Raw genomic sequence first — 22,429 nt, 5'->3', positions numbered from 1 at the left:
AAAGACGCCGCCGCCAGCAGCCCCGCCGCCGGCCGGCCGGCAAGCCGCTGCCCGCGCGGCGCGCCGCGGCTGCAACCAGCGGCAACATGCCCCGCCCCGCAGCCGGACCGTGCCCGGCGGGCCCGCCCCGGCCGCGCCGGCCGCCCCTAAGGCAGCACGCGGCAGATGCGCACCTCGCCGGAGCGGCCGCGCAGGCTGGCCGCGCCGATGCGCTCCCAGCGGATATCGGGATCGGCAAGGCTCACGATCTCCTCGGAGGCCGTGATCACCACGTCGGCATCCGGCGCCAGCATCTTGCCATAAGCCTCCAGCCGCGAGGCCACGTTCACCGGATCGCCGATGGTGGTGTAGTTGACGCGCTCCGCCGCCCCGAGATTACCGACGATGACCGGGCCGATGTGGACGCCGATGCGCAGCCGCAACACCCGCCCGCCCGCGGCCCGCGCCTTTGCCGCCTCGGCCGCCGCAATGCGCGCCATCGCCACCGCGGCGCGCAGCGCATGGCGGCCGTTCTCAGCACGGCTGTCGGCCGACCACACCGCCATCATGCCGTCGCCGAGGAACTTATCGACCATGCCGTTTTCCGCCTCCACGCACGCCACGAGGCCGGTGAAATGACGGTTGAGATAGCCGGCGACCTCCTCCGGCCGCAGGTTTTCCGACAGAGTGGTGAAGCCGGCGAGATCGGTGAACAGCACCGCCGCCTCGCGCCGCTCCGGCCGCGTAGCGGCCTCGAAGCCGAGGCGCATCAGGCGGCGCACCAGCGCCGCCGGCACATAGCGCGAGAACGCCCGCACCGCCGCCAGCATGTCGTTGAAAGCGCGGGCGCCACTGTCGAATTCGGTGATGAGGCTGCGCGGCACATCGCTCGCCTCGTCGAGATTGAGGGCGGCGATCTGGTCGGCCTCCGTGCGCAGCGCCTCGACCGAACGGGCGATGCGCCGCGCGATCCACAGCGCCGCCAGCACCGCGATCACCGCCATGACCAGACCCGCAGCGATGGAGAGATAGAGCTGTCGCAGCTGGTCGAGGCTGTCGGCCGCCGGGGAATAGACACCGGCCGTCCACGGCTTGGCGCCGAGACCGATGAGGGTGCGGGTGATGACGATATAGGGCTGGTCGTCGACCTCGACCTCGCGGATCCGCACGTTGCCGGAGAGGTTGGAAAACCGCCGGTTGTCGCCGCCGCCGCGCATCAGGGCATCGAGCACGCTCTCGCCGATGTCGCCCGGCATCACCGGCCCCTGTGCCCGGCTGATGGCCTCCACGAGGCCCAGCGCCGCGCCGTTGGAGTGGGCGAAGACGCGGCCCTGATCGTCCAGCAGGAAAGTGGTGGCGTGGGAGCCGCTGCCGAGCGCGGTGACCACCGCGGAAATGGAATCGGCCGTGACCGAAGCCACCACCCAGCCGCGCCGCGTGCCGTCTTCGGCATCGAGCGGAGCCACGGCCGAAACCAGCAGGGCGCCGGCCACGAAGCGCAGCGGCGCCCAGTAGGGCGTCGTGCCGCGGGGCAGCGTTTCCAGCAGCGTGCGGTCGACGATCCCGAGCGGACGGATGTGCGACGTATCGATGGGGAAAATCTCGCCGTTCTTCTGGCGATAGACGCCGACGACGCGGAACTCGCGGTCGAGCACCGCCACCGCCGACAGGGTGCTGCCGGCGGCCAGCACGCCTTCCAGCGTGGCGGAAAGGCGCGAATCGTCGGACGAGATCGTGAACACCTTCTGCTGGTAGAGGCCGGCGAGATCGCCGGCGGCCTCGCGGGCGGGCGCCAGCTGGCCGCTGATGGTGGTGGCCAGCAGGTCCATCACCAGCAGGGCCTTGTCGTTCAGCAGGCTGTAGGTGTTGCGGTAATTGGTGGAGGCGGTCAGCAGCAGCACCAGCCCGAGCGAGATGACCAGCAGCAGGCCGTAACCGCCGCCCAGCACCACAGCCAGAGGCACCGTCCGGCGCCGCCGGCGCGCACGCAGCGCCTGAAGCCGGCGCAGAAAGCCGCCGCGACGGACAGTGGGCGTGTTTTCCTCTTGCATGGGTGCAGCCGCCGCCCTCTTTAACCGGTCCCGTCTCTCCGCCTCCGGCAGGCCTCACGCTCTCTCTGGCGCCGGATCCTTTAAGTCCTTAAAACGGACGGGGCCCGATTGCCAGCACTCCGCCGGCCGGGCCCTGCAACCGGACGGCACGCCCGCGTGCCGGTGCGATGAAGGATGAGATGATGCTGCGCCACGCCGGGACGGCCGTCCGCCTCGCCGACTACCAGCCGACCCCCTATGCAATCGACACCGTCGAACTCGATTTCCGCCTGCAGCCGCAGACGACCCGCGTGACGGCGACACTGGCGCTGACGCCGCGGCCGGGCACGCCGGCCGGCACGCCGCTGACCCTCGACGGCGACGACCTGCGGCTCGTCTCGGTCCGCCTTGACGGCACCCCGCTGGCTGCGGAGGCGTTCGAGGCCGGTCCAGATACCTTTGTGCTGAAGGTGCCGCCGGCGCGGCCGTTCCGGCTCACGATCGAAACAGACCTCGACCCGGCCGCCAACGCGGCGCTGAGCGGGCTCTACCAGAGCCGCGGCACCTGGTGCACGCAGTGCGAGGCGGAAGGCTTCCGCCGCATCACCTATTTCCTCGACCGGCCCGACGTGCTCGCCGTCTACACCACCCGCATCGAGGCGCCGGCCGGCGCCGCGCCGGTGCTGCTGGCCAACGGCAACCGCGTGGCCGCCGGGACCGCCGCCGACGGCGCCACCCACTTTGCCGTGTGGCACGACCCCTGGCCGAAGCCTTCTTATCTGTTCGCCATGGTCGCCGGCGATCTCGGCATGGTGGAGGACAGCTTCGTCACCCGTACCGGGCGCGAGGTGACGCTGCGCATCTATGTGGAGCACGGCAACGAGCCGCGCACGGCCTTTGCCATGGACAGCCTGAAGCGCGCCATGCGCTGGGACGAGGAGGTGTTCGGCCGCGAATACGACCTCGACATCTTCATGATCGTCGCCGTCTCCGACTTCAACATGGGGGCGATGGAAAACAAGGGCCTGAACATCTTCAACGACAAGTATGTTCTGGCCGATCCCGACAGCGCCACCGATCAGGACTATGCCGGCATCGAGCGCGTGATTGCGCACGAATATTTCCACAACTGGACCGGAAACCGCATCACCTGCCGCGACTGGTTCCAGCTCTGCCTCAAGGAAGGGCTGACGGTTTTCCGCGATCAGGAATTCTCGTCCGATGCCCGCTCGCGCGCCGTCAAGCGCATCGGCGACGTGCGCCTGTTGCGCACCGCCCAGTTCGCCGAGGATTCCGGGCCGCTCGCGCATCCGGTCCGGCCCGAAATCTACCACGAGATCAATAATTTCTACACGGCGACGATCTACGAGAAGGGGGCAGAACTGATCCGCACCCTGAAGGCGCTGATCGGCGAGGCGGCGTTTGCCGCCGGCATGGACCTCTATTTCGCCCGCCACGACGGCGAGGCGGCGACCATTGAGGATTTCATTGCCTGCTTTGCCGAAAGCGCCGGCCGCGATCTGGCGCCCTTCCTCGTCTGGTACCGGCAGGCCGGCACGCCGCGCCTGACCGTGCGCCACAGCCACGACCGCGCGGCCGGGCGTCTGGTGCTCGATATCGCGCAGGCGACGCCCCCGACGCCGGGCCAGCCGGACAAGCAGCCGGTGCCGGTGCCGGTGCGGTTCGGGCTGGTGGGCCCCGATGGCCGCGATGTGGTGCCGTCGGCCATCAGCGGCGCGGAGGTGACGGGCGATGTGCTGCACATCACCGCAGCGCAGCACCGGGTGGTGTTCGAGGGCGTGCACGAGGCCGTGGTGCCGTCGCTGCTGCGCGGCTTTTCCGCCCCCGTGGTGCTCGCCAGCGACCTCGGCCCCGCCGACCGGCTGTTCCTGCTGGCGCACGACAGCGATCCGTTCTGCCGCTGGGAGGCCGCGCAGGGCCTTGCCCTGACCGACCTCGTGGCCATGACGCAGGCGGTGGCGGCCGGACAAAAGCCCGCGGCCAGCGCCGGCCTGATCGCCGCGCTCGGCACCGTGGCCGAGGATGCCGCGCTCGACCCGGCCTTCCGCGCACTGGTTCTGCAACTGCCCGGCGAAGGCGACATCGCCCGCGAGATCGGCCACGACATCGACCCGGCCGCCATCGCCACGGCCCGCGCGGCCCTGAAGCAGGCCATTGCCGATGCGCTGGGCGAACGCTTCCGCACGCTGGCCGACGCGCTCGCCAGCAACGCCCCCTATGTGCCCGATGCCGCGGGCAGCGGACGGCGCGCGCTGGTCAACACGCTCGGTGATTATCTGGCACTGCTGCCCGGCGGGCCGCAGCGCACTCTGCTCGCCTATCGTGCCGCCGACAATATGACCGACCGGCTGGCGGCCATGACGACGCTGATCGCCGCCGGAGCGCCGGAGGCTGAAACCGCTCTGGCCGATTTCCACGACCGCCACAGGGCCGATCCGCTGGCCATCGACAAGTGGCTGGTGGCGCAGGCCACCGCGCCGGGCGGCGACACGCTGGAGGCGGTGGAGCGGCTGACCCGTCACCCCGCGTTCTCGTTTGCCAACCCCAACCGGGTGCGCTCGCTGATCGGAGCGTTCACGATGTCGAACCCGGCCGCCTTCAACCGGCCGGACGGGGCCGGTTATCGCTTCCTTGCCGATGTCGTGCTCGACCTCGACAGCCGCAACCCGCAACTTGCCGCACGCCTCGCCAGCGCCTTCCGCACATGGCGGGCGCTGGAGAGCGGACGGCGGGCGCTGGCGGAAGCCCAGCTGAAGCGGATCGCGGCCCGCAGCCCGCTTTCCGCGGACGTGACCGACATCGTTTCGCGCTGCCTCGGCTGACCCCCGCCGCGACGGCCCTCCGACGCCGGCGTCGGGGGGCTGTCGCGACGCCAGCAAAAATCGCCTTACACAAGCGTTTTCAATGCCTTACTGATATTACACCAAATTTTAACCATACCCTCTGGACAATCCGAGTCCCGTCGATTCAAATGCGCATGATTCGGTTCGTCAGTATTGCCGGAATCGCATTAGAATCAACGAGATCTGCGAGGATGCTCAGATGGCGCAGGCAGAAGCCGCCGACGCCTCGAGGCCCCGCCGCGCGCCGTTTCTGGCGCTGGGCGTGGCCTGGGCAAGACGAACCGGCCGGACTGCGGCGCGCAATGGCCGCCGGGCGGGCACGCCCGTGGCCCTTTCGGGCCATGCCGGCATGCTGGCGGCACCGGCCTATGCCCAGCTTGTTGCCAAGGAACCGCTGTTCCGCCGCGCCATTCCGGTTCTGACCATCATCTTCATTCTGGTGATGGCCGGCTACCGCGTGGCCGCGCTGGTCAGCGCCTATGAGGCGGCAGACCGGACGGCGCGCGACGAGCTGGCGCTGCTTGCCACCAGCGTGACGGCGACGCTGGACCACGATTTTCCGGCCGCCGGCACCGCGGCCGTAACCGGCAAGGCGGCCGGCAGGCCAGCCGGTGCGGCGAAGGCTGCGCCCGACGCGACAGCTGTGCCCGCGCCGTCCGACATCCGCGAATCCCTGCGCCGCGTGCTGCCGAGCCGGGCGACGCTGGACGGCCGGCAACTGATCGTCACCGATGCCACCGGCGCCATCATCGTCACCGATCCGGTCCGCAGCGACCTTGAGGGCTCGACGCTGGTGAGCCTGCTCGGCGAAAGCCAGCCGCTGACGACTTTCGGGGCCCGGGCCGGGGTGCTGGAACTGACCCTGACGGACGGGCAGCGCGCCTTTGCAACCGTTCACCTGCTGGCCGGCGACCGCGGCATGGTGGCCGCGCTGCAGCCGACGGCCGATGTGTTCGGCGCCTGGCAGCGCGATCTCTCCGCCAACGTGACGCTGTTCGTGTGCACCAGCGCCGTCATTCTGGTGCTGGTCTATGCCTTTTTCGCCCAGTCCGCCCGGGCGCGGACGGCCGACGGCATCTATGCGGCCACGCAGGTGCGCATCGACGCCGCGCTGATGCGCGGCCGCTGCGGTCTGTTCGACTGGGATCTGGCCCGCGGTCGGATGTTCTGGTCGGCCTCGCTCTACGACATTCTCGGCATGGAGCCGCGCGAGGACCTGCTCGGCTTCCGCGAGGTTTCCGCGCTCGTCCACCCGGAAGACGGCGACCTGTTCGCCATTGCCGACAACATGCTGGCCAGCGGCGCCGGCACGCTGGACCGCATGCTGCGCATGCGCCACGCCGACGGCCGCTGGATCTGGCTGCGGATGCGCGCCGAACTGGTGGCGGAGACCGACAACACCACGCCGCACCTGATCGGCATTGGCGTGGACGTGACGGAGCAGCGCGCACTGGCAGAGCGTTCGGCCACCGCCGACATGCGCCTGCGCGATGCCATCGAGACCATTTCCGAAGCGTTCGTGCTGTGGGATGCCGACAACCGTCTGGTGATGTGCAATTCCAAGTACCAGCAGCTTCACAACCTGCCGGACGATGCCGTTGCCGCCGGCGCGCCCTACCCCTCCATCATGCGTTCGGCCAGCCAGCCGATCGTGACGACGGAAATCCTCAACGAGGGCCGGCCGGAGGAAGGCTCGCGCTCCTACGAGGCCCAGCTTGCCGACGGACGCTGGCTGCAGATCAACGAACGGCGCACCAAGGATGGCGGCTTCGTTTCGGTCGGCACCGACATTACCGCGCTGAAGCGCCATGAAGAGCGGCTGATGGAAAGCGAACGGCGCCTGCGCGCCACCGTCGCCGACCTGCGCCAGTCGCGCCAGAAACTGGAAAGTCAGGCGCGCCAGCTGGTGGAACTGGCCGAGAAATATGCCGAGGAGAAGACCCGCGCCGAGGAGGCCAACCGCGCCAAGTCGGAGTTCCTCGCCAACATCTCGCATGAGCTGCGGACGCCGCTCAACGCCATCATCGGCTTCTCGGAGATCATGACGCAGGGCATGTTCGGCCCGCTCGGTTCCAACAAATATGCCGAATATTGTCAGGACATCCACCACAGCGGAAACTACCTGCTGGGCGTGATCAACGACATTCTCGACATGTCGCGCATCGAGGCCGGCCAGATCGACCTTTCCGTGGAGGCGATCGACCTTGAAGAGGTCGTCAACGAGGCCACCCGCATCATGTCGCCGACGGCATCGGAGAAGGGCATCGAGGTGAGCTCGACGGTCTCGGAACTGAAGATGAACGTCGACCGCCGCGCCATGAAGCAGATCCTGCTGAACCTGCTGTCGAACGCCGTGAAGTTCACCCCGCAGGGCGGCACCGTGACGGTGCGCGCCCGTTCCGACCACGACGGCGTGGCGGTGGCGGTGGAAGACACGGGCATCGGCATTGCCAAGAAGGAAATCCTGCGCCTCGGCCAGCCGTTCGTGCAGGTGGAAAACCAGTTCACCAAGAGCCACAAGGGCTCCGGCCTCGGCCTCGCCATCGCCCGTTCGCTGGTGCAGCTTCACGGGGGGCGCATGGAGATCCAGTCGGAAGTGGGCGTGGGCACCACCATCACCGTGCACCTGCCGAAGGACCCGCCGCGTCGCGAAAGCACCAAGGACGTCGCCTGAGGCGGCGGACGGGAACAACCGCGCAGCCAGACAGAAAAGGGCCGGTGCCGGCAGAAGCCGCACCGGCCCTTTTCGCGTCTTCCGGCTCCGGCCGCACCGGGCGCCGCCGTCAGGCCCCGGCCGGCGCGGCCGCGCTGCCGGTGGCCGCAGCCGGACCTTCCACCGGCCCGATGATCTCGGTGAACGCCGCCCGCACCGCCGCCTGCACCTCCACGAGCCGCGCCTCGACGCGGGCGATGTCGGGCTCGCCGGCGGCGCGGCAGATCAGCGCCAGCACGCCGCGGGGCGCGCCCTCTTTGCGGAACGGGCCTTCCACGGCAAGGCGGAGCACCTGTGTCAGCGCCTGATAGAGCCCGGCCGCCGGCAGCAGCACATCGGCATGGCGCCCCGGCAGCAGCCCGGCGTGGAACAGCGCGTTCAGCGCCGTCAGGGTGTTGGAGGAGGCGATTTCCGGGTGCGCGCCGACATGGCGCAGTTGCAGATACTGGGCAATGAACTCCAGATCGATCAGGCCGCCCGCCACCGTCTTCAGCTCCCAGGGATCGCGCGCGCCCTTCTCCGCCTCGATCCGGCGGCGCATGTCGGCCACATCGGCGGCGAGAGTCTCGCGCGGCCGCATCAGACCGGCGCGGATCGCCTGATTGACCTTCGTCAGGAAGCCGAGACTGCCGGAAACGGGACGGGCGCGGGTGAGCGCAAGCTGCTCCCACGTCCACGCATCCTTTGCCTGATAGGCCTCGAAGGCGGACAGGCGGGTGGCCAGCGGGCCGGCATTGCCGGACGGCCGCAGGCGGAAATCCACCTCATAGAGCGTGCCCTCGCCGGTGGGCGCGCTGAGGGCGGCGACGAGCCGCTGGGTGAGGCGGATGTAATACTGGCTGGGGGCGAGCGCCTTCGGGCCGTCGGAGGCTTCTGCCGCATCGGGATGGTCGTAGAGCAGGATGAGGTCGAGGTCGGAAGCCGCCGTCATCTCGCGACCGCCGAGCTTGCCGAGGGCCACCACCGCGACCTCGCCGCCCGGAACGCGGCCGTTGAGCCGGGCCAGTTCATCTTCCGCCGCCGCGACCATGGCGCGCACCACCACGTCGGCCAGGGCGGCATAGGCCGCCCCCGCGGCCACCGGCTCGATGGTGCCGCTGATGACGCGCACGCCGATCAGGAACATCTGCTCCTGCCCGAAGATGCGGGCGCGGTCGAGCTTTTCCTCATAGCTGCGCCCCTCGCCGACGAACCGGCCGAGCCGCTCGGCCAGATCGGATTCGCGCGGGACGGTATCGAAGAAGGCCGGCTCCAGCAGGGCATCGAGCACCCGCGGGCGGCGGGTGAGAATGGCGGCCAGACGCGGCGCGGTGCCGAGAATGCGGGCCAGCAGATCGAGCAGGCCGGGGTTGGAGCGCAGCAGCGAGAACAACTGCACGCCGGTCGGCAACTGCGACAGGAAGCGGTCGAAGGCGACGAAGGCGGCATCCGGATTGTCGGTGCGCGACAGGGCGCCGAGCAGTGCCGGCGTCAGCTCCGTCAGCCGTTCGCGGGCCTTGGTCGAGCGGGTTGCGGGATAACGTCCGAAATGCCAGCCGCGAATGGTGGAGGCGACCTCCTGCGGACCGGAAAAGCCCAGTTCGCTCAGGACATTCAGGGTGGAGGGATCGTTATCGCCGCCGGTGAAGACGAGATTGCCGTGATCGGCGGCGAGCTGCGGGGCCTGCTCGAACAGGCGGCTGTAATGGCGCTGCACCGCCTGCATATGGGTGCGCAGCACGCGGGCAAACGGGGGAACGGACGGAAAGCCGGTGAGCCGGGCGATGCGTGCCAGCCCGTCTTCGTCGGCCGGCAGCGTGTGGGTCTGCTCGTCGTGCACCATCTGAATGCGGTGTTCGACGAGGCGCAGGAAGACATAGGCGCGGTCGAGCTCGTCGCAGGTGGAACGCGAAATCCAGCCCAGTTCGTGCAGCATCGTCAGCATCGCCCGCGTCGGCCGGCCGCGCAGGCGCGGATCGCGACCGCCGGCGATGAGCTGCTGGGTCTGCACGAAGAACTCGATCTCGCGGATGCCGCCGCGACCGAGCTTGAGATTGTGCCCGGCAATGGCGATGGAGCCGTGCCCCTTGACCGCATTGATCTGGCGCTTGATGGCCGCCACATCGGCAATGGCCGCGTAATCGAACGACTTGCGCCAGATGAACGGCCGGATTTCGGCCAGAAAGGCCTCGCCGGCCGCTTTGTCGCCGGCGCAGGGGCGCGCCTTGATCAGGGCTGCCCGCTCCCAGTTCTGCCCCATGCTTTCATAATAGATCAGCGCGCCTTCCAGCGAGATCGCAAGCGGCGTGGCGCCGGGGTCCGGGCGCAGGCGCAGATCGACCCGGAACACATAGCCGTCGGCCGTGCGCTCCTGCATCATCGCCACCAGCCGCCGCGTCATGCGCACAAACAGTGTCGAGCACTCGTCCGGATCGGCCAGTTGCACGCGATGCGGATCGAACAGCACGATCAGGTCGATATCGCTGGAATAATTGAGTTCGAACGCCCCGTGCTTGCCCATGGCCAGAATGACCAGACCGCAGCTGCGCTCCGGGTCGGCCGGGTCTTCCAGAACCAGCTTGCGGCGGGCGTGGGCCTCCAGCATCAGCCGGCGCAGGCAGGCCGACAGCGCGGCATCGGCAAACCGCGACAGCGCCCGCGTGACCTGAGACACCGGCCAGATGCCGCCAAGGTCGCACAGCGCCGTCAGCAGGGCGATTTCCTGCTTCAGCCGGCGCAGATGCTGCATCAGCGGCGCATCCTCGGAAAAGCCGGTGCGGGTGGCATCGATCAGCCGTTCCAGCGCCACTTCGGGCGGCTCGTCGAGCAGGCGTGCAAGGCGGGCGGGATCGATGAAGGCGAGTTCGCGCAGGAACGGCGCATCCGCGAACACGGCCCCCAGAAAGGCCGCCAGCGGCGCATCCGCCGCCAGCCGGCCGGCCAGCACGCCCGCACCGGCGGCCTGCGCGGCCGCCGAGAGATCGGCCACCACCGTGCGCCAGCCGTCGCCTTCATGGGGCAGGTCGATGGCGATGCGGCCGGCAAGCGAAGCCGGATCGGTCCCGCGCACGGCGGCCTCTCCCTCCGTTGTGTCGGTCATCTTCGTCTCAGGGCTGTTCTTGCTGACCATGGCACATCCTTCCTTGCCCCGATTTGGCGCAAGGCAGCCGGTACGATCAAGCCCGCGTACCGCCGCGGGCCGGCAGCCGGGGGTCACAAGGCCGGCAATGACAGGGTAATGGAAAGGCCGGGACCGGCATCGGAGAGTTCAACCGTGCCCTGCATCAGGCGCGTCACCGCCTGCACCAGCGACAGTCCCAGACCGGAACCGGGGGCGCTGCGGCTCTTCTCCAGCCGTACGAAGCGGTTGAGAATGCGGGCCCGGTCGGCTTCCGCGACGCCGGGGCCGTTGTCTGCCACGCTCAGCAGCACGCGCCCGCCGGCGCGGCGCGCCGTGAGCCGGATGACGGGTGCGACCTCCGGCCCGGCCGGGCGGCCGTACTTGATGGCGTTGTCGATGAGATTGATGAGGCCCTGCGCCAGAAGTTCCCGGTTGCCGCTGACCGTCAGATCGGACCCGATATCGCTGACGAGACTGAAGCCGGCATCTTCCGCAACCGGCTCGTAAAGCTCGGCCACCTCGCGGGCGATCTCCGCCGCATCGACCGCAACCAGCGTCACGCCCGCCGTGCCGGCCTCCACGCGCGCGATGCGCAGCAGCGCCTCGAACGTGCGCATCAGCGCTTCGCAGTCCTCGACCGTGGCCTCCAGCGTCTCCCGGTAAAGGCCCTCGGACGGCGGCATGCGCAGCGTATCTTCCACGCGGGCGCGCAGTCGGGTGAGCGGCGTTCTGAGATCGTGGGCGATGTTGTCGGAGACCTCCTTCACCCCGTGCATGAGCTGCTCGATGCGCTCCAGCATGGCGTTGAGCGAGGCGGCCAGACGGTCGAACTCGTCGCCCGAGCCGTCGATGGCGAGCCGGCCGGAAAGATCGCCCTGCATGATGCGCCCGGTGGTGCGCGAAATCGCCTCGATGCGCTTCAGGACGCGGCGGCTGACGAACACCCACGTCACCAGCCCCAGCAGCACGAACACAGCCGCAGAGATCCAGTACGCCTCCTGCACCACACCGGAAAGCCGCTCGCGCTCGGCCAGATCGCGCCCGACCAGCAGGCGGAAGCCGCCCGGCAGCACGAAAACGCGCACCAGCGCCTTGTTGGCGTTGCCGGCTGCCGGCCCTTCCGTATCGTCGGCACCGGCCAGACGGGTGTAGCGCACCGGCCGGGCAACGCCATCGGCCGCATCGAGAACGGTGGAGGCGATATCGGCCACATTGCCGGCGATGCGGTTGCCGCCGAAATCGGTCAGCAGGTAAAGGCTGGCCCCCGGCGCCTGCGAGCGCACGCTGATGACGCGCACCAGCCGGGGAATGCCGCCGGCGCGATATTGCTCGGCCAGCCCGACCAGCTCGGCATCGATGGTGTCCGTCATCTGCTCGGTCATCATCTCGGTGGTGTTGCGCCCGAGATAGACGATCAGGAACACCGACAGAGCGGCGAACACGACGAGATAGATAACCGACAGCTTGAACGCGGTGGTGCGAAAGAACCGCAGGAAGTTGCCGCCGCGCTCGCCTTCCGCGCGTTCGCCCGCACCCGCCATCAGCGTGCGCCGTCGCGCAGCATGTAGCCGGCCCCGCGCACGGTGTGCAGCAGCGGCTTGTCAAAACCCTTGTCGATCTTGGAGCGCAGGCGCGAGATGTGCACGTCGATCACGTTGGTTTGCGGATCGAAGTGGTAGTCCCACACGTTCTCCAGAAGCATGGTGCGGGTCACCACCTGACCGGCGTGTTTCATCAGATATTCCAGCAGGCGGAACTCGCGCGGCTGAAGGGGAATATCCTGCCCGCTGCGCGTGACGGCATGGGAAAGCCGGTCAAGCTCAAGATCGGCGATGCGATAGACCATGTCGGTCTCGCCGCCGCCCCCCCGCCGCCGACGGCCCAGTGCCTCGACACGGGCCAGCAGCTCCGTGAAGGCAAAGGGCTTGGTCAGGTAGTCGTCGCCGCCGGCACGCAGGCCCTGCACACGGTCATCGACCTGTCCGAGCGCGGAGAGGATCAGCACCGGCGTCGCGTCGCCACGCCGCCGCATGCTCTCCACGATCGACAGTCCGTCGCGGAACGGCAACATGCGGTCGACGACAACAACGTCGTAGCTGCCCTCTTCCACCGCCATCGCCCCCACGTCGCCGTCCGCCGCATGGTCGGCGACGTGACCGGCCTCGCGCAGGCCCCTGAGCAGGAAGGCGGCTGCGTCCCGGTCATCCTCGATCACGAGAATCCGCATCGTGTTCCTTCGTGTCCCCGTAACTCTCGCCAGATCCGCCATCGGCAGGACGGATCGCGAGCGACATTAGGACGAAAGGATGCGGAAATCGCGGGAGAATTTTCGGCAGGCGCCGCTTTTCCGGGCGCCCGGCAGAGCGGCCTGCGGGCAAGCCGGTTGCGAACGGATACGGTGACAGGGCTGGATTGCACCAGCCCTGTCACCGTCCGGTTCCGGCCGGGCGGGGGCGACAGGAGCCTTGCCGGAACCGGTAGCGATTGCGGGCGACCGGCGCCGCCCGCCTTGTTCCTGCGCGGCAGGCCGCGACCTCCGGGTTCACCGGGACCGGGCCCTCGCGATATCAGGCGCCGGCGATATCAGGCCTTGGCGATGGGCAGCGCGACAAAGCGGGTCTGCCCGCCCTGCTTCAGCTGCAGCAGCACCGCCTTGCGGCCGCTGGCGCGGGCCGCATCGATGGAGGCGGTCACATCGCCGACATCGCCGACCGGCTTACCGCCGGCCGAGACGATGACATCGCCCGCCGACACGCCCTTGTCGGCCGCCGGCCCGTCGGGGTCGACGCTGACGATGGCCACGCCCTTCTGGTCCTTGCCGGTCACGGCCGAAGCCGGGGCGACCGTGAGGCCGAGCGAGCCGACCTTGGCGCCGCCGTCCGGGGTTTCCTGCACATCGTCGGCGCTCGCCTGCTGCTGGCGGGCCGGGAGCTGGCCGAGTTTGACATCGATGGCCTGCTCGCGACCGTCCCGCCACACGCCGAGCCTGACGGTGGTGCCGGGCTCGTAGGCGGCGATCACGCGGGCAAGATCACGCGGGCTATCCACCGGCTTGCCATCCACGGAGAGAATGGCATCGCCCGTCTCGACGCCGGCCTTCACAGCCGGGCTGTCGGTCTGCGACGAGGCAACCAGCGCGCCCTTGGTGCCCTTCAGGCCGAGGCTGTCGGCAATGTCGGTGGAGATCGGCTGGATCTGCACACCGAGCCAGCCGCGGGTCACGGTGCCCTTGTCCTTCAGGCTGGCGACGATCTTCTGCACGGTATCGGCCGGAATATCGAAGCCGATGCCGACCGAGCCGCCGGTGGGCGAATAGATCGCGGTGTTCATACCCACGACCTGACCCTTGAGATTGAAGGTGGGGCCGCCGGAGTTGCCCTTGTTGATCGGGGCATCGATCTGGATGAAATCGTCGTAAGGACCGGCACCGATATCGCGGCCGCGCGCCGAAACGATGCCGGCCGTCACCGTGCCGCCGAGGCCGAACGGATTGCCGACCGCGATCACCCAGTCGCCGACGCGCACGTCGTCGCCGGAGAAGCGCACATAGGGGAAGTCGGACTTGCCGTCGATCTTGATCAGCGCGACGTCGGTCTTCTCATCGGTGCCGATGACCTTGGCCTGATGATCCTGACCGTCGTTGGTGGTCACCGTCACTTCCGTGGCATTGTCGACCACGTGATTGTTGGTCACCACATAGCCGTCCGACGAAATGAGAAAGCCGGAGCCCTGCCCCATCACCACGCCGCCGTTGCCGCGCGGACGCATCTGCGGGCCGCGACCGTCCTTGCCGAACGGCGCGCCGAACTGGCGGAAGAACTCGTACGGCAGCCCGCCGGGGCCCTGCTGCTGATCGCCGTCGCTGTCGTCGTTGTTAAAGGACGACTGCTCCGGCGTTGCCTTGGCCTTGACGCGGATGGACACGACGGCCGGCTGAACGGCCGCCACCACCTCGGCGAAGCTCGGCATCTGCTGGGCCGTGGTCGCCGGCACGGTGACTTCGGCCGCGAAGGCCGGGGCGACCATATCGCCGATCATCGCGCCGGCGAGCGTCAGGGACAGAACGCCGGCCATCAGCGCCGAACGGCGGCGCCGCATGAGACCATGGGAAGACGACGCAGCAGTCGCAGACTTCTCGCAGGTGGAATGCATCGGGGGAACTTCCTCGCAATCGGATTGTCTTGAGCAGGACCGGGACGCAGCAACCGGCCCGTTGCGAGGATTTCTGACAGGCGGCGCCTTACGGGAGTCTGTCCGCAAGATGAAACATCGGTAATGTCGGCAAACCCGTCTTCACGACGGCGTGTTGCGCCGCCGAATGGCGTCGATTTCCGCCTGTTCCTCGGCGCTGAGCGGGGCTTCGCCCGCGCGGCGGCGGCGCAGCACGATGACCGCCAGTGCCGCGCCGCCCAGCAGCACCAGCACCGGAGTTGCCCACAGCAGCACGGTATCCCGCGCCAGCGGCGGTTTCAGCAGCACGAAAGCGCCGTAGCGCGCCACGAGATAATCGATCACGGCGCGGTCGCTGTCGCCGGCTTTGAGCCGCTCGCGCACGAGCAGGCGCAGGTCGCGGGCGAGCGGGGCGGCGGAATCATCCACCGATTCATTCTGGCAAACGAGGCAGCGCAGCCCCGCAGTGATGCCGCGGGCACGCGCCTCCAGTGCCGGATCGGCCATGATCTCGTCCGGCTGCACGGCCCCGCCGGTGCCCGGCGGCGCGGCCACGAGCAGGAGACCGAGAACGAGCGCACGGAGACGGGCCCGCATCATCCGGCCGCTTCCCCCGGCGCACGGCGGCGGGCGGAGGCGGCCCGCGGCACCCCGATGCGCAGCCGCCGGTCGGCCAGCGAACAGACCCCGCCGAAGGCCATGACGACGGCGCCGAGCCAGATCAGCGTCACCAGCGGCTTGTAGAACGCATGCACGGCGAAAGCCCCTTCCGGCCCCGGATCGCCGAGACTGACATAGACCTGCGACAGCCCGCGCGTCGTGATCGCCGATTCCGTCGTCGGCATCTGCCGCACCGTATAGAAGCGCTTCTCCGGCCGCAGTGTCGCCAGCCGCGCGCCGTCCTTCATCAGCGCGAAACGGGCGGTGCTGACCGTGTAGGTCGGCGCACGGGCCGCCTGAGCGCCCTCGTAGACGAGCGTGTAGCCGGCGAGGCCGAGGCTGTCGCCCGGCTTCATGAGGACGATCTTTTCACTCTGGAAGGCCGTGGCGGCGGCAATGCCGATCACGGTCAGGCCGAGACCGAGATGGCCGAAGGCCGTGCCCCAGGCAGATAGCGGCAGGCCGGCCAGACGCCGCAGCGCGGCACCCGCGCCGCCGCCGCCGCGGGTCACGCGCCACACCGGCTCTGCCACGGCGCCCGCCACCAGCCAGATGCCGAGACCGAGCGCCAGCGCCGCCAGAATGCCGCTGCCGCCCGACCACCACAGCGTCACCGCCACAGCCGCCAGCGCAATCGCAGCCACCACGATGAGGCGCTCGGCAACCGCGGCAAGATCGGCCCGCTTCCAGCTGAGGAAGGGCCCGAACGGCACCGCCAGCAAGGCCGGCACCATCAGCGGCACGAAGGTGAGGTTGAAGAACGGTGCCCCGACCGTGATCTTCGTCCCGGCCAGCACATCCAGCGCCAGCGGATAGAGCGTGCCGACCAGCACCGTGGCACAGGCGGTGGTGAGGATGAGGTTGTTAAAGACCAGCGCCCCCTCGCGGCTGATCGGCGCGAACAGCCCGCCCGGCGCAAGCTGCGGCGCGCGCCACGCAAACAGCGTCAGGCTGCCGCCGATGAAGCCGGCCAGAATGGCCAGAATGAACAGCCCGCGCCCGGGATCGGTCGCAAAAGCGTGCACCGAGGTCAGCACCCCGGAGCGGACCAGAAAGGTGCCGAGCAGCGACAGGGAGAAGGCAAGAATGGCGAGCAGAACGGTCCATACCTTCAGGGCCGCCCGCTTCTCCATCACCGCCGCGGAATGAAGCAGAGCGGTTGCCGCCAGCCAGGGCATGAACGAAGCGTTCTCTACCGGGTCCCAGAACCACCAGCCGCCCCAGCCCAGTTCGTAATAGGCCCAGTAGGATCCCATCGCGATGCCCAGCGTCAGGAACGACCACGCCATCAGCACCCACGGCCGCAGCCGCCGCGCCCACGCCGCATCGACGCGGCCGCCGAGCAGCGCCGCAACCGCAAATGAGAACGCCACGGAAAGGCCGACATAGCCCAGATAGAGCAGCGGCGGATGAACGGCGAGACCGATATCCTGAAGGACCGGGTTGAGGTCCTGCCCCTCCATCGGCGCCGGATCGATCCGCACGAAGGGATCGGACGTCGCCAGGATGAAGGCGAGAAAAGCGGCCGAAATCCAGCCCTGCGCGGCCAGCGCCAGCGCCTTCATGTCGGCCGGAAGATCGCGCCCGCCGGCTGCCACCAGCGCCCCGAACAGGGTCAGGATCAGCACCCAAAGCAGCATCGAGCCTTCGTGGTTGCCCCACACGCCGGTGATGCGAAACAGCAGCGGCTTTTCGGAGTGGGAGTTCTGCACCACGTTGAGAAGCGAGAAATCCGACCGCACATAGGCAGAGACCAGCGCCGCAAACGCCAGCGCCACCAGCACGAACAGAACGCCGGCGATGACGGGCGCCATCGCCATCACCCGGTCGTTCCCGGTCCGCGCCCCCCACACCGGCACGACCGACTGCACCAGCGCAAGGGCCAGTGCCAGAACGAGTGCAAAATGCCCGGCCTCGGCAATCATGGCCGGCTCTCCGCCGGCGCAGACGCGGTGCCGGCCGGCGCCGCCGGCCCGTCTTCCCAGACACCGCGCTTCTTCAGCGCCGCAGCGACATCGGGCGGCATATATTTCTCATCGTGCTTGGCGAGCACCGTCTCGGCATGAAACACGCCGTCTTCGCCAAGGCGCCCCTCGGCCACCACGCCCTGCCCTTCGCGGAACAAATCCGGCAGCAGGCCGCGATAGTCGACCGGCAGTGTCGCGACAGTATCCGTGACGACAAAGCGCACGCGGTCGCCCTCGCGCCGCACGCTGCCGGTCTCCACAAGACCGCCGAGACGCAGCCGCTCGCCCGGTGAAGGCGGCTTACCGGCCAGTTCCGCCGGCGTCCGGAAAAAGACGATCTCGCCGCTGAGCCCATAAAGCACCAGTGCCGCGGCGGCGCTCAGCACCACGCCGCACAGCGCGATCAGGACCAGTCGTCGTTGCTTTCGGCGCATCATCGGTCCTGCCGGGCTGCTTCCTGCGGGGCTGGCGTCACCGCCGCGGTGCGCGGCCGGGCCGCCCTCACGGGGCAAGCCCCAGATCGCGGGCACCGGTCTCAAGACGGCGCGAGCGCTCCGCATCGCCGGCAAATGCGGCACGGGCGCGGCCGAGCGCGGCGCGGGCGGCCTGATCTTCGCCGAGCACGAGGCGCGCGCGCATCAGCCGCAACCATTCGTCCACGTTTCCGCCGTCGTCGGCAAGCCGCTGATCGAGCGCCCCGACCATGGCGCGGATTGCCTCCTGCCGCGCCGCAGGCGGCATACGGGCGATGTCCTCTCCGCCCGGCGGCACATCGGCAACCGGAGGCGGCGAGGCGGTCAGCGAGGCCAGTTCGGAACGGGCAATGGCCACCCAGCCGGCATCCTGCGGCGCATCGGCCAGAAGCGCCTGCCAGGCGGCAACCGCACCCGCCCGGTCGCCGCTCTGCGTCAGCGCCATGGCCAGATAAAACCGCGGCTTCACTGCCGCCGGGTCCAGCCCCTGCGCGGCCCGGAACGCCTGTTCGGCCTCCGCGGTCACGACCCCTCCCGAGGCCTGCACCAGCGCCTCGCCGAGCCCGGCTTCAAGCCCGGCCTGCGGCCCGAGCAGGCGCAGCGCCGTGCGGTAGGCCATCACCGAATCGTCGATGCGGCCGAGCCGCAGATAGACCGGCGCGATCACCGCCCACCCGCGGCCGTCGTCCGGGGCGCTCTGAAGGCGCGCCTCGACCCGGGCGACGAGCGCGGCGATATCGCCGCCCTGCCGGGCCTGTTGCAGACGGGCAGCCAGCGGCTGATCCGCCAGTTCAGGCACGCCGAGACGCAGATAGACGAGCAGCGCAAAGGCCGGCACGAAGATCGCAACGGCAACCGCAACGAGCACCGCCTGCCGGCCATGCGCGGCCGGTGAGCGCGGCGGCGGCCCGGCCGGCGCCCGCGCCGCCCGGATCAGCCGCCGGCCGATTTCGGCGCGCACCGCCCCGGCGGCCGCGGCGTCCAGCCGGCCGGCGGCGATATCGCGCTCAAGACTGACCAGATCGGCTTCATAGACGGCGACGTCGCCGGCCGCCGGCGCTGTGCCGGCCGGTGCGCGGCGACGCGCCAGCGGCCACAGCACGGCGAGAAGAGACGCGATCAGCAACGCGGCGAAAATCAATCCGATCAGCATGAGCCTCTGAAATCCACCGGCCCGCCGCGGCCCTGTCCGGCTCCCGCCACCTCAGTTCAGCGGCCGCCAGGTGCCGTCGCCGCTGCGACAGGCGCGCCCGCGCAGCAGCTGCTCGGCGCCGCCCGCACTGAGGGTGTGTGTATAATCGCGGCATTCCTGATTGTTGACGATATAGGTCGGCCCCGGCACCACCACGCCCGACGATTCGGTTTCCGGGTTCTTCCAGGTCACCGGTGCGCCGGTGCGCGAAATCTCCAGCGCCTCGATCTCGGCCTTGGCAGCCGCCTGCCGGTCGGTATCGTCGAGCGCAGCCCCCACCGTGCCCGTTGTCGGCAGCGCGTTGGCAAAGGCCTGCGCCGAGGGATCGGCAAGCGCCGCTTCCGGCGGGGGCGATGCCGAACGCCCGACGCCGAAGCCGCCGGGCAGCGTGGTGCAGGCGCTGAGGGTGCCCATCAGCATCGTCACGGCAATGGCAAGCTGGGCCGTGGCGCTCCAGCCCTGTTCTGCCTTCATGGCCCGTCTCATCACATCACCACCCGGAGTGCGGCCCGCCGGCACGCAACGCACTGGCCCCACTATCGCCTCTGCGGGTCCGGGTGTCACAGCCTGCCGGCGAAAGTGGGGCCGACAACGCGTGGCTGCGTCATTCCGGCAACACCCCGGCACCCCTCCCGCCGGTCATGGCGGCCGGCTCAGCCCCGGCCTCAGCCGGCCGGCAGGTGCAGTTCGGCCCGCAGCCCGCCGGCCGGCGCACGGCCAAGGGTGAGCCGGCCGCCATAACCGGCCGCCAGATCGGTGACGATGGAAAGCCCGAGCCCGGACCCCGGCACCGACTCATCGAGCCGGCGGCCCCGCTGCAGCGCCGCCGCGCGCTGGGCCTCCGGCAGACCCGGCCCGTCATCGTCGATGGTCACCCGAATCCAGCGCCGCCCGCTGCGGGTCTCGGCTGCGGCCGAAACCGCCACACTCCGGCCGGCCCACTTGCAGGCATTGTCCATGAGATTGCCCAGCATCTCGTCGAGGTCCTGCGGCTCGCCGCGGACCAGAAGGCCGGCCGGACAGGCAACCGAAATCGCCAGCGCGCGGTCGCCGTGCACGGCCCGCATCACCCGCGCCAGCGCCTCTGCCGCCGGCGCCACCTCGCAGCGCGAAACCGAAACCCGGCGCTGGGCTTCCGCCCGCGCGCGGTCGAGATCGCTGGTGATGCGCGCGCCCATCAGGGCGGCCTGTTCGGCGATCTTGTCGCCGAACGGCCCGCCGGCGGCGCGCGCTTCGTTGAGGATCACGCTGAGGGGTGTCTTCAGGGCATGGGCGAGGTTGCCGGCGTGGGTGTGGGCCCGTTCCACCACGTTCCGATTCGATTCGATAAGAGCGTTCAGTTCCTCCGCCACGGGCACCATCTCGCGGGGAAAATCGCCTTCCACCCGGTCCGCGGCACCGCTGCGGATCGCCTTGATGGCCGCCTGCATGCGCTTCAGCGGACCGAGGCCGATGCGCACCTGCACCAGCGTGGCCAGCACCAGCCCGGCGCCGAAGATCGCCAGCGTCAGTGCAACCCGGGTGCCGAACAGCGCCACGTCACGCTCGATCTCGCCGCTGTCGCCGGCCACCGCCAGCGAAAAGCGCCGCCCGTCATTGAGCGTGATGCGACGTTCCAGATAGCGCAACGCCTCGTTGTCCGGCCCGCGGGTGGCCCCCTGCTCGACGAACTGCGCCCGCGGCTGGCCGGCCGCCTCCGTGGCAATATCCAGCCGTTCGCCGGCCAGCGATGGCGAAGCGAGCACCGTGCGGCCATCGGCATCGCGCACCAGCCAGTACCAGCCGGACAACGGCAATCCGAACCGGGGATCGCCGAGATTGCCCGGGTCCTGCAACCGCGCATCCGGCTCGTCACCCGGCACGATGCCGGCGACCAGCGCCTTCAGATAGATATCCAGCCGTGCGTCGAACGAACGCTCGACGGAAGCGCGGTAGAGTGCCACCAGCACGATGCCGGCAACGGCCAGCGCAACGGTGCTCCAGATCGCGGAAGAAACGAACAGCGAAAGCGCCAGCGACCGCGGTCGCCGCGCCTGCCCGCCGGGCCGCATGGCATCGCCGCCGGCCAAGGCTCAGCGCTCCCCGCCCGGCGGTGTCTGCAGCCGGTAACCGAGCCCGCGCACGGTCTCGATCACGTCCACCGCGAGCTTCTTGCGAACGCGGCCGACAAAGACTTCGATCGTATTGGAATCCCGGTCGAAATCCTGATCGTAGAGATGCTCCGTCAGTTCGGTGCGCGACACGATGCGCCCCCGGTGCAGCATGAGATAGGCAATCAGACGAAACTCATGGGCCGTCAGCCGCACCGGCTGGCCGGAGACCGAAACCTTGCCGGCGCGCAGGTCCACCGTCACCGGCCCCACGCTCATCTCGTCGCTGGCGTGTCCGGCCGCCCGGCGCACCAGCGCGCGGATGCGGGCCAGCACCTCCTCGATGTGGAACGGCTTGGCGACATAGTCGTCGGCCCCCGCATCGATGCCCGCCACCTTGTCGCTCCAGCGGTCGCGGGCCGTCAGCAGCAGAACCGGCATGGTGCGCCCGTCCGCGCGCCAGCGCTTCAGAACGCTGATGCCGTCCATGCGCGGCAGCCCGATGTCCATCACCACAGCGTCATAGGGCTCGGTGTCGCCAAGGAAGTGCCCTTCCTCGCCGTCCGCTGCACTGTCCACGGCATAGTCGGCCGCTTTCAGGGCCTCCACAAACTGCCGGTTGAGATCGGGATCGTCCTCGATCACCAGAAGGCGCACGCTCGCTTCCTCTCCCTATCGGCCCCGGATCGCCGCGCCGCTGCGGGCGTCGAAAACCACCCGCTTCACGGCGCCGTCCGGGCGCAGCACGATTGCGATATAGACCAGCCGGCCGCCCTCGTCGCAGAGGCTCAGGTCCAGAAGTTCGCCGCCCGCCGCCCGACGCACCTCGGCCGGCCGCACAACCTGCCCGGCCGCGATTGCCGCCCGCTGCGCGGCACCGTCCAGACAGGCCGCGGCGGCCGGCGTGCCGGCCATTGCCAGCAACACCGCCGCCGCCAGCCCGCACAGGCGCAACCGCGACCGCGTTGCAGCCGCGCCGCCTGCCGGTTCGTTCGCCGGTTCGCCCGCCGGTTCGCCCGCCAGTTCGCCCGCCATGACATCCTCGCTCGATGCCGCCGCCCCCGTACCCTTCCTGTCAGTGTGTGCCTGAATATCGCCTGAACCGCAAAGACCGCGGACCGTCTTTCACGGCGCGCCGGCCTGCCCGTCGGGCAGCTCATCGACAAGCGCGGCCCGCTCGGCCGCCGTCAG

The 22,429-nt window shown here is 69.5% G+C and carries 15 protein-coding genes; 2 read left to right on the top strand and 13 right to left on the bottom strand.

Translation table 11 applies throughout. The annotated features are described in order from the left end of the window. Nucleotides 1-146: 146 nt before the first annotated feature. The gene (locus V7067_RS03205; RefSeq protein WP_334174431.1) at nucleotides 147-2,030 is read right to left on the bottom strand and encodes an adenylate/guanylate cyclase domain-containing protein; all 1,884 of its coding nucleotides are present in this window, start codon (nucleotides 2,028-2,030) and stop codon (nucleotides 147-149) included. Between the two features lie 182 nt (nucleotides 2,031-2,212). Here V7067_RS03205 and pepN point away from each other — a divergent pair, with 182 nt between their 5' ends. Continuing rightward, nucleotides 2,213-4,852 (top strand): aminopeptidase N, encoded by a 2,640-nt coding sequence (pepN, locus tag V7067_RS03200; RefSeq protein ID WP_334174445.1) that lies wholly within the window; start codon nucleotides 2,213-2,215, stop codon nucleotides 4,850-4,852. 346 nt (nucleotides 4,853-5,198) lie between these two features. Next, on the top strand, nucleotides 5,199-7,547 hold the full coding sequence (locus V7067_RS03195; RefSeq protein WP_334174430.1) for an ATP-binding protein: 2,349 nt from the start codon (nucleotides 5,199-5,201) through the stop codon (nucleotides 7,545-7,547). A 109-nt stretch (nucleotides 7,548-7,656) separates the two neighbouring features. Here the strand turns inward: V7067_RS03195 and V7067_RS03190 are convergent, their stop codons facing one another. From V7067_RS03190 to V7067_RS03135, 12 genes are all read right to left on the bottom strand, one after another. Next, nucleotides 7,657-10,665 (bottom strand): bifunctional [glutamine synthetase] adenylyltransferase/[glutamine synthetase]-adenylyl-L-tyrosine phosphorylase, encoded by a 3,009-nt coding sequence (locus V7067_RS03190; protein WP_334174429.1) that lies wholly within the window; start codon nucleotides 10,663-10,665, stop codon nucleotides 7,657-7,659. 113 nt (nucleotides 10,666-10,778) lie between these two features. Next, nucleotides 10,779-12,227 carry a HAMP domain-containing sensor histidine kinase gene (locus V7067_RS03185; RefSeq protein WP_334174428.1) on the bottom strand — a complete coding sequence of 483 codons (1,449 nt, stop codon included), beginning with the start codon at nucleotides 12,225-12,227 and terminating at the stop codon, nucleotides 10,779-10,781. Continuing rightward, nucleotides 12,227-12,913 carry a response regulator transcription factor gene (locus V7067_RS03180; RefSeq protein ID WP_334174427.1) on the bottom strand — a complete coding sequence of 229 codons (687 nt, stop codon included), beginning with the start codon at nucleotides 12,911-12,913 and terminating at the stop codon, nucleotides 12,227-12,229. Before V7067_RS03180 ends, V7067_RS03185 begins: the two co-directional genes overlap by 1 nt. 356 nt (nucleotides 12,914-13,269) lie before the next feature. Continuing rightward, nucleotides 13,270-14,838: a Do family serine endopeptidase gene (locus tag V7067_RS03175; RefSeq protein ID WP_334174426.1), complete on the bottom strand. Its 1,569-nt coding sequence runs from the start codon at nucleotides 14,836-14,838 to the stop codon at nucleotides 13,270-13,272. Between the two features lie 141 nt (nucleotides 14,839-14,979). Continuing rightward, a complete protein-coding gene (locus V7067_RS03170) occupies nucleotides 14,980-15,453 on the bottom strand; it encodes a cytochrome c-type biogenesis protein (protein WP_334174444.1) in 474 nt (157 codons plus the stop codon). Further along, complete coding sequence (locus V7067_RS03165) at nucleotides 15,453-17,441, bottom strand: heme lyase CcmF/NrfE family subunit (RefSeq protein WP_334174425.1); 1,989 nt, start codon at nucleotides 17,439-17,441, stop codon at nucleotides 15,453-15,455. Before V7067_RS03165 ends, V7067_RS03170 begins: the two co-directional genes overlap by 1 nt. Next, nucleotides 17,438-17,917 (bottom strand): cytochrome c maturation protein CcmE, encoded by a 480-nt coding sequence (ccmE, locus tag V7067_RS03160; protein WP_334174443.1) that lies wholly within the window; start codon nucleotides 17,915-17,917, stop codon nucleotides 17,438-17,440. Before ccmE ends, V7067_RS03165 begins: the two co-directional genes overlap by 4 nt. A 67-nt stretch (nucleotides 17,918-17,984) precedes the next feature. Beyond that, entirely contained in the window at nucleotides 17,985-19,109 is a 1,125-nt protein-coding gene (gene ccmI, locus V7067_RS03155) for a c-type cytochrome biogenesis protein CcmI (protein ID WP_334174424.1), read from the bottom strand. A gap of 51 nt (nucleotides 19,110-19,160) precedes the next feature. Next, nucleotides 19,161-19,622 (bottom strand): RT0821/Lpp0805 family surface protein, encoded by a 462-nt coding sequence (locus V7067_RS03150; protein WP_334174423.1) that lies wholly within the window; start codon nucleotides 19,620-19,622, stop codon nucleotides 19,161-19,163. 191 nt (nucleotides 19,623-19,813) lie between these two features. Next, nucleotides 19,814-21,217: a sensor histidine kinase gene (locus tag V7067_RS03145; RefSeq protein WP_334174422.1), complete on the bottom strand. Its 1,404-nt coding sequence runs from the start codon at nucleotides 21,215-21,217 to the stop codon at nucleotides 19,814-19,816. A 3-nt stretch (nucleotides 21,218-21,220) separates the two neighbouring features. Further along, entirely contained in the window at nucleotides 21,221-21,895 is a 675-nt protein-coding gene (locus V7067_RS03140; RefSeq protein WP_334174421.1) for a response regulator transcription factor, read from the bottom strand. Nucleotides 21,896-21,910: 15 nt separating this feature from the next. Further along, a complete protein-coding gene (locus tag V7067_RS03135) occupies nucleotides 21,911-22,153 on the bottom strand; it encodes a hypothetical protein (protein WP_334174420.1) in 243 nt (80 codons plus the stop codon). Nucleotides 22,154-22,429: the final 276 nt, after the last annotated feature.

This window comes from Pseudoxanthobacter sp. (assembly GCF_036822375.1).
Classification (GTDB): Bacteria; Pseudomonadota; Alphaproteobacteria; order Rhizobiales; family Segnochrobactraceae; genus Pseudoxanthobacter.
Note: the sequence above shows the minus strand (reverse complement) of the source record. Positions and strands in the feature narration are given on the sequence as shown.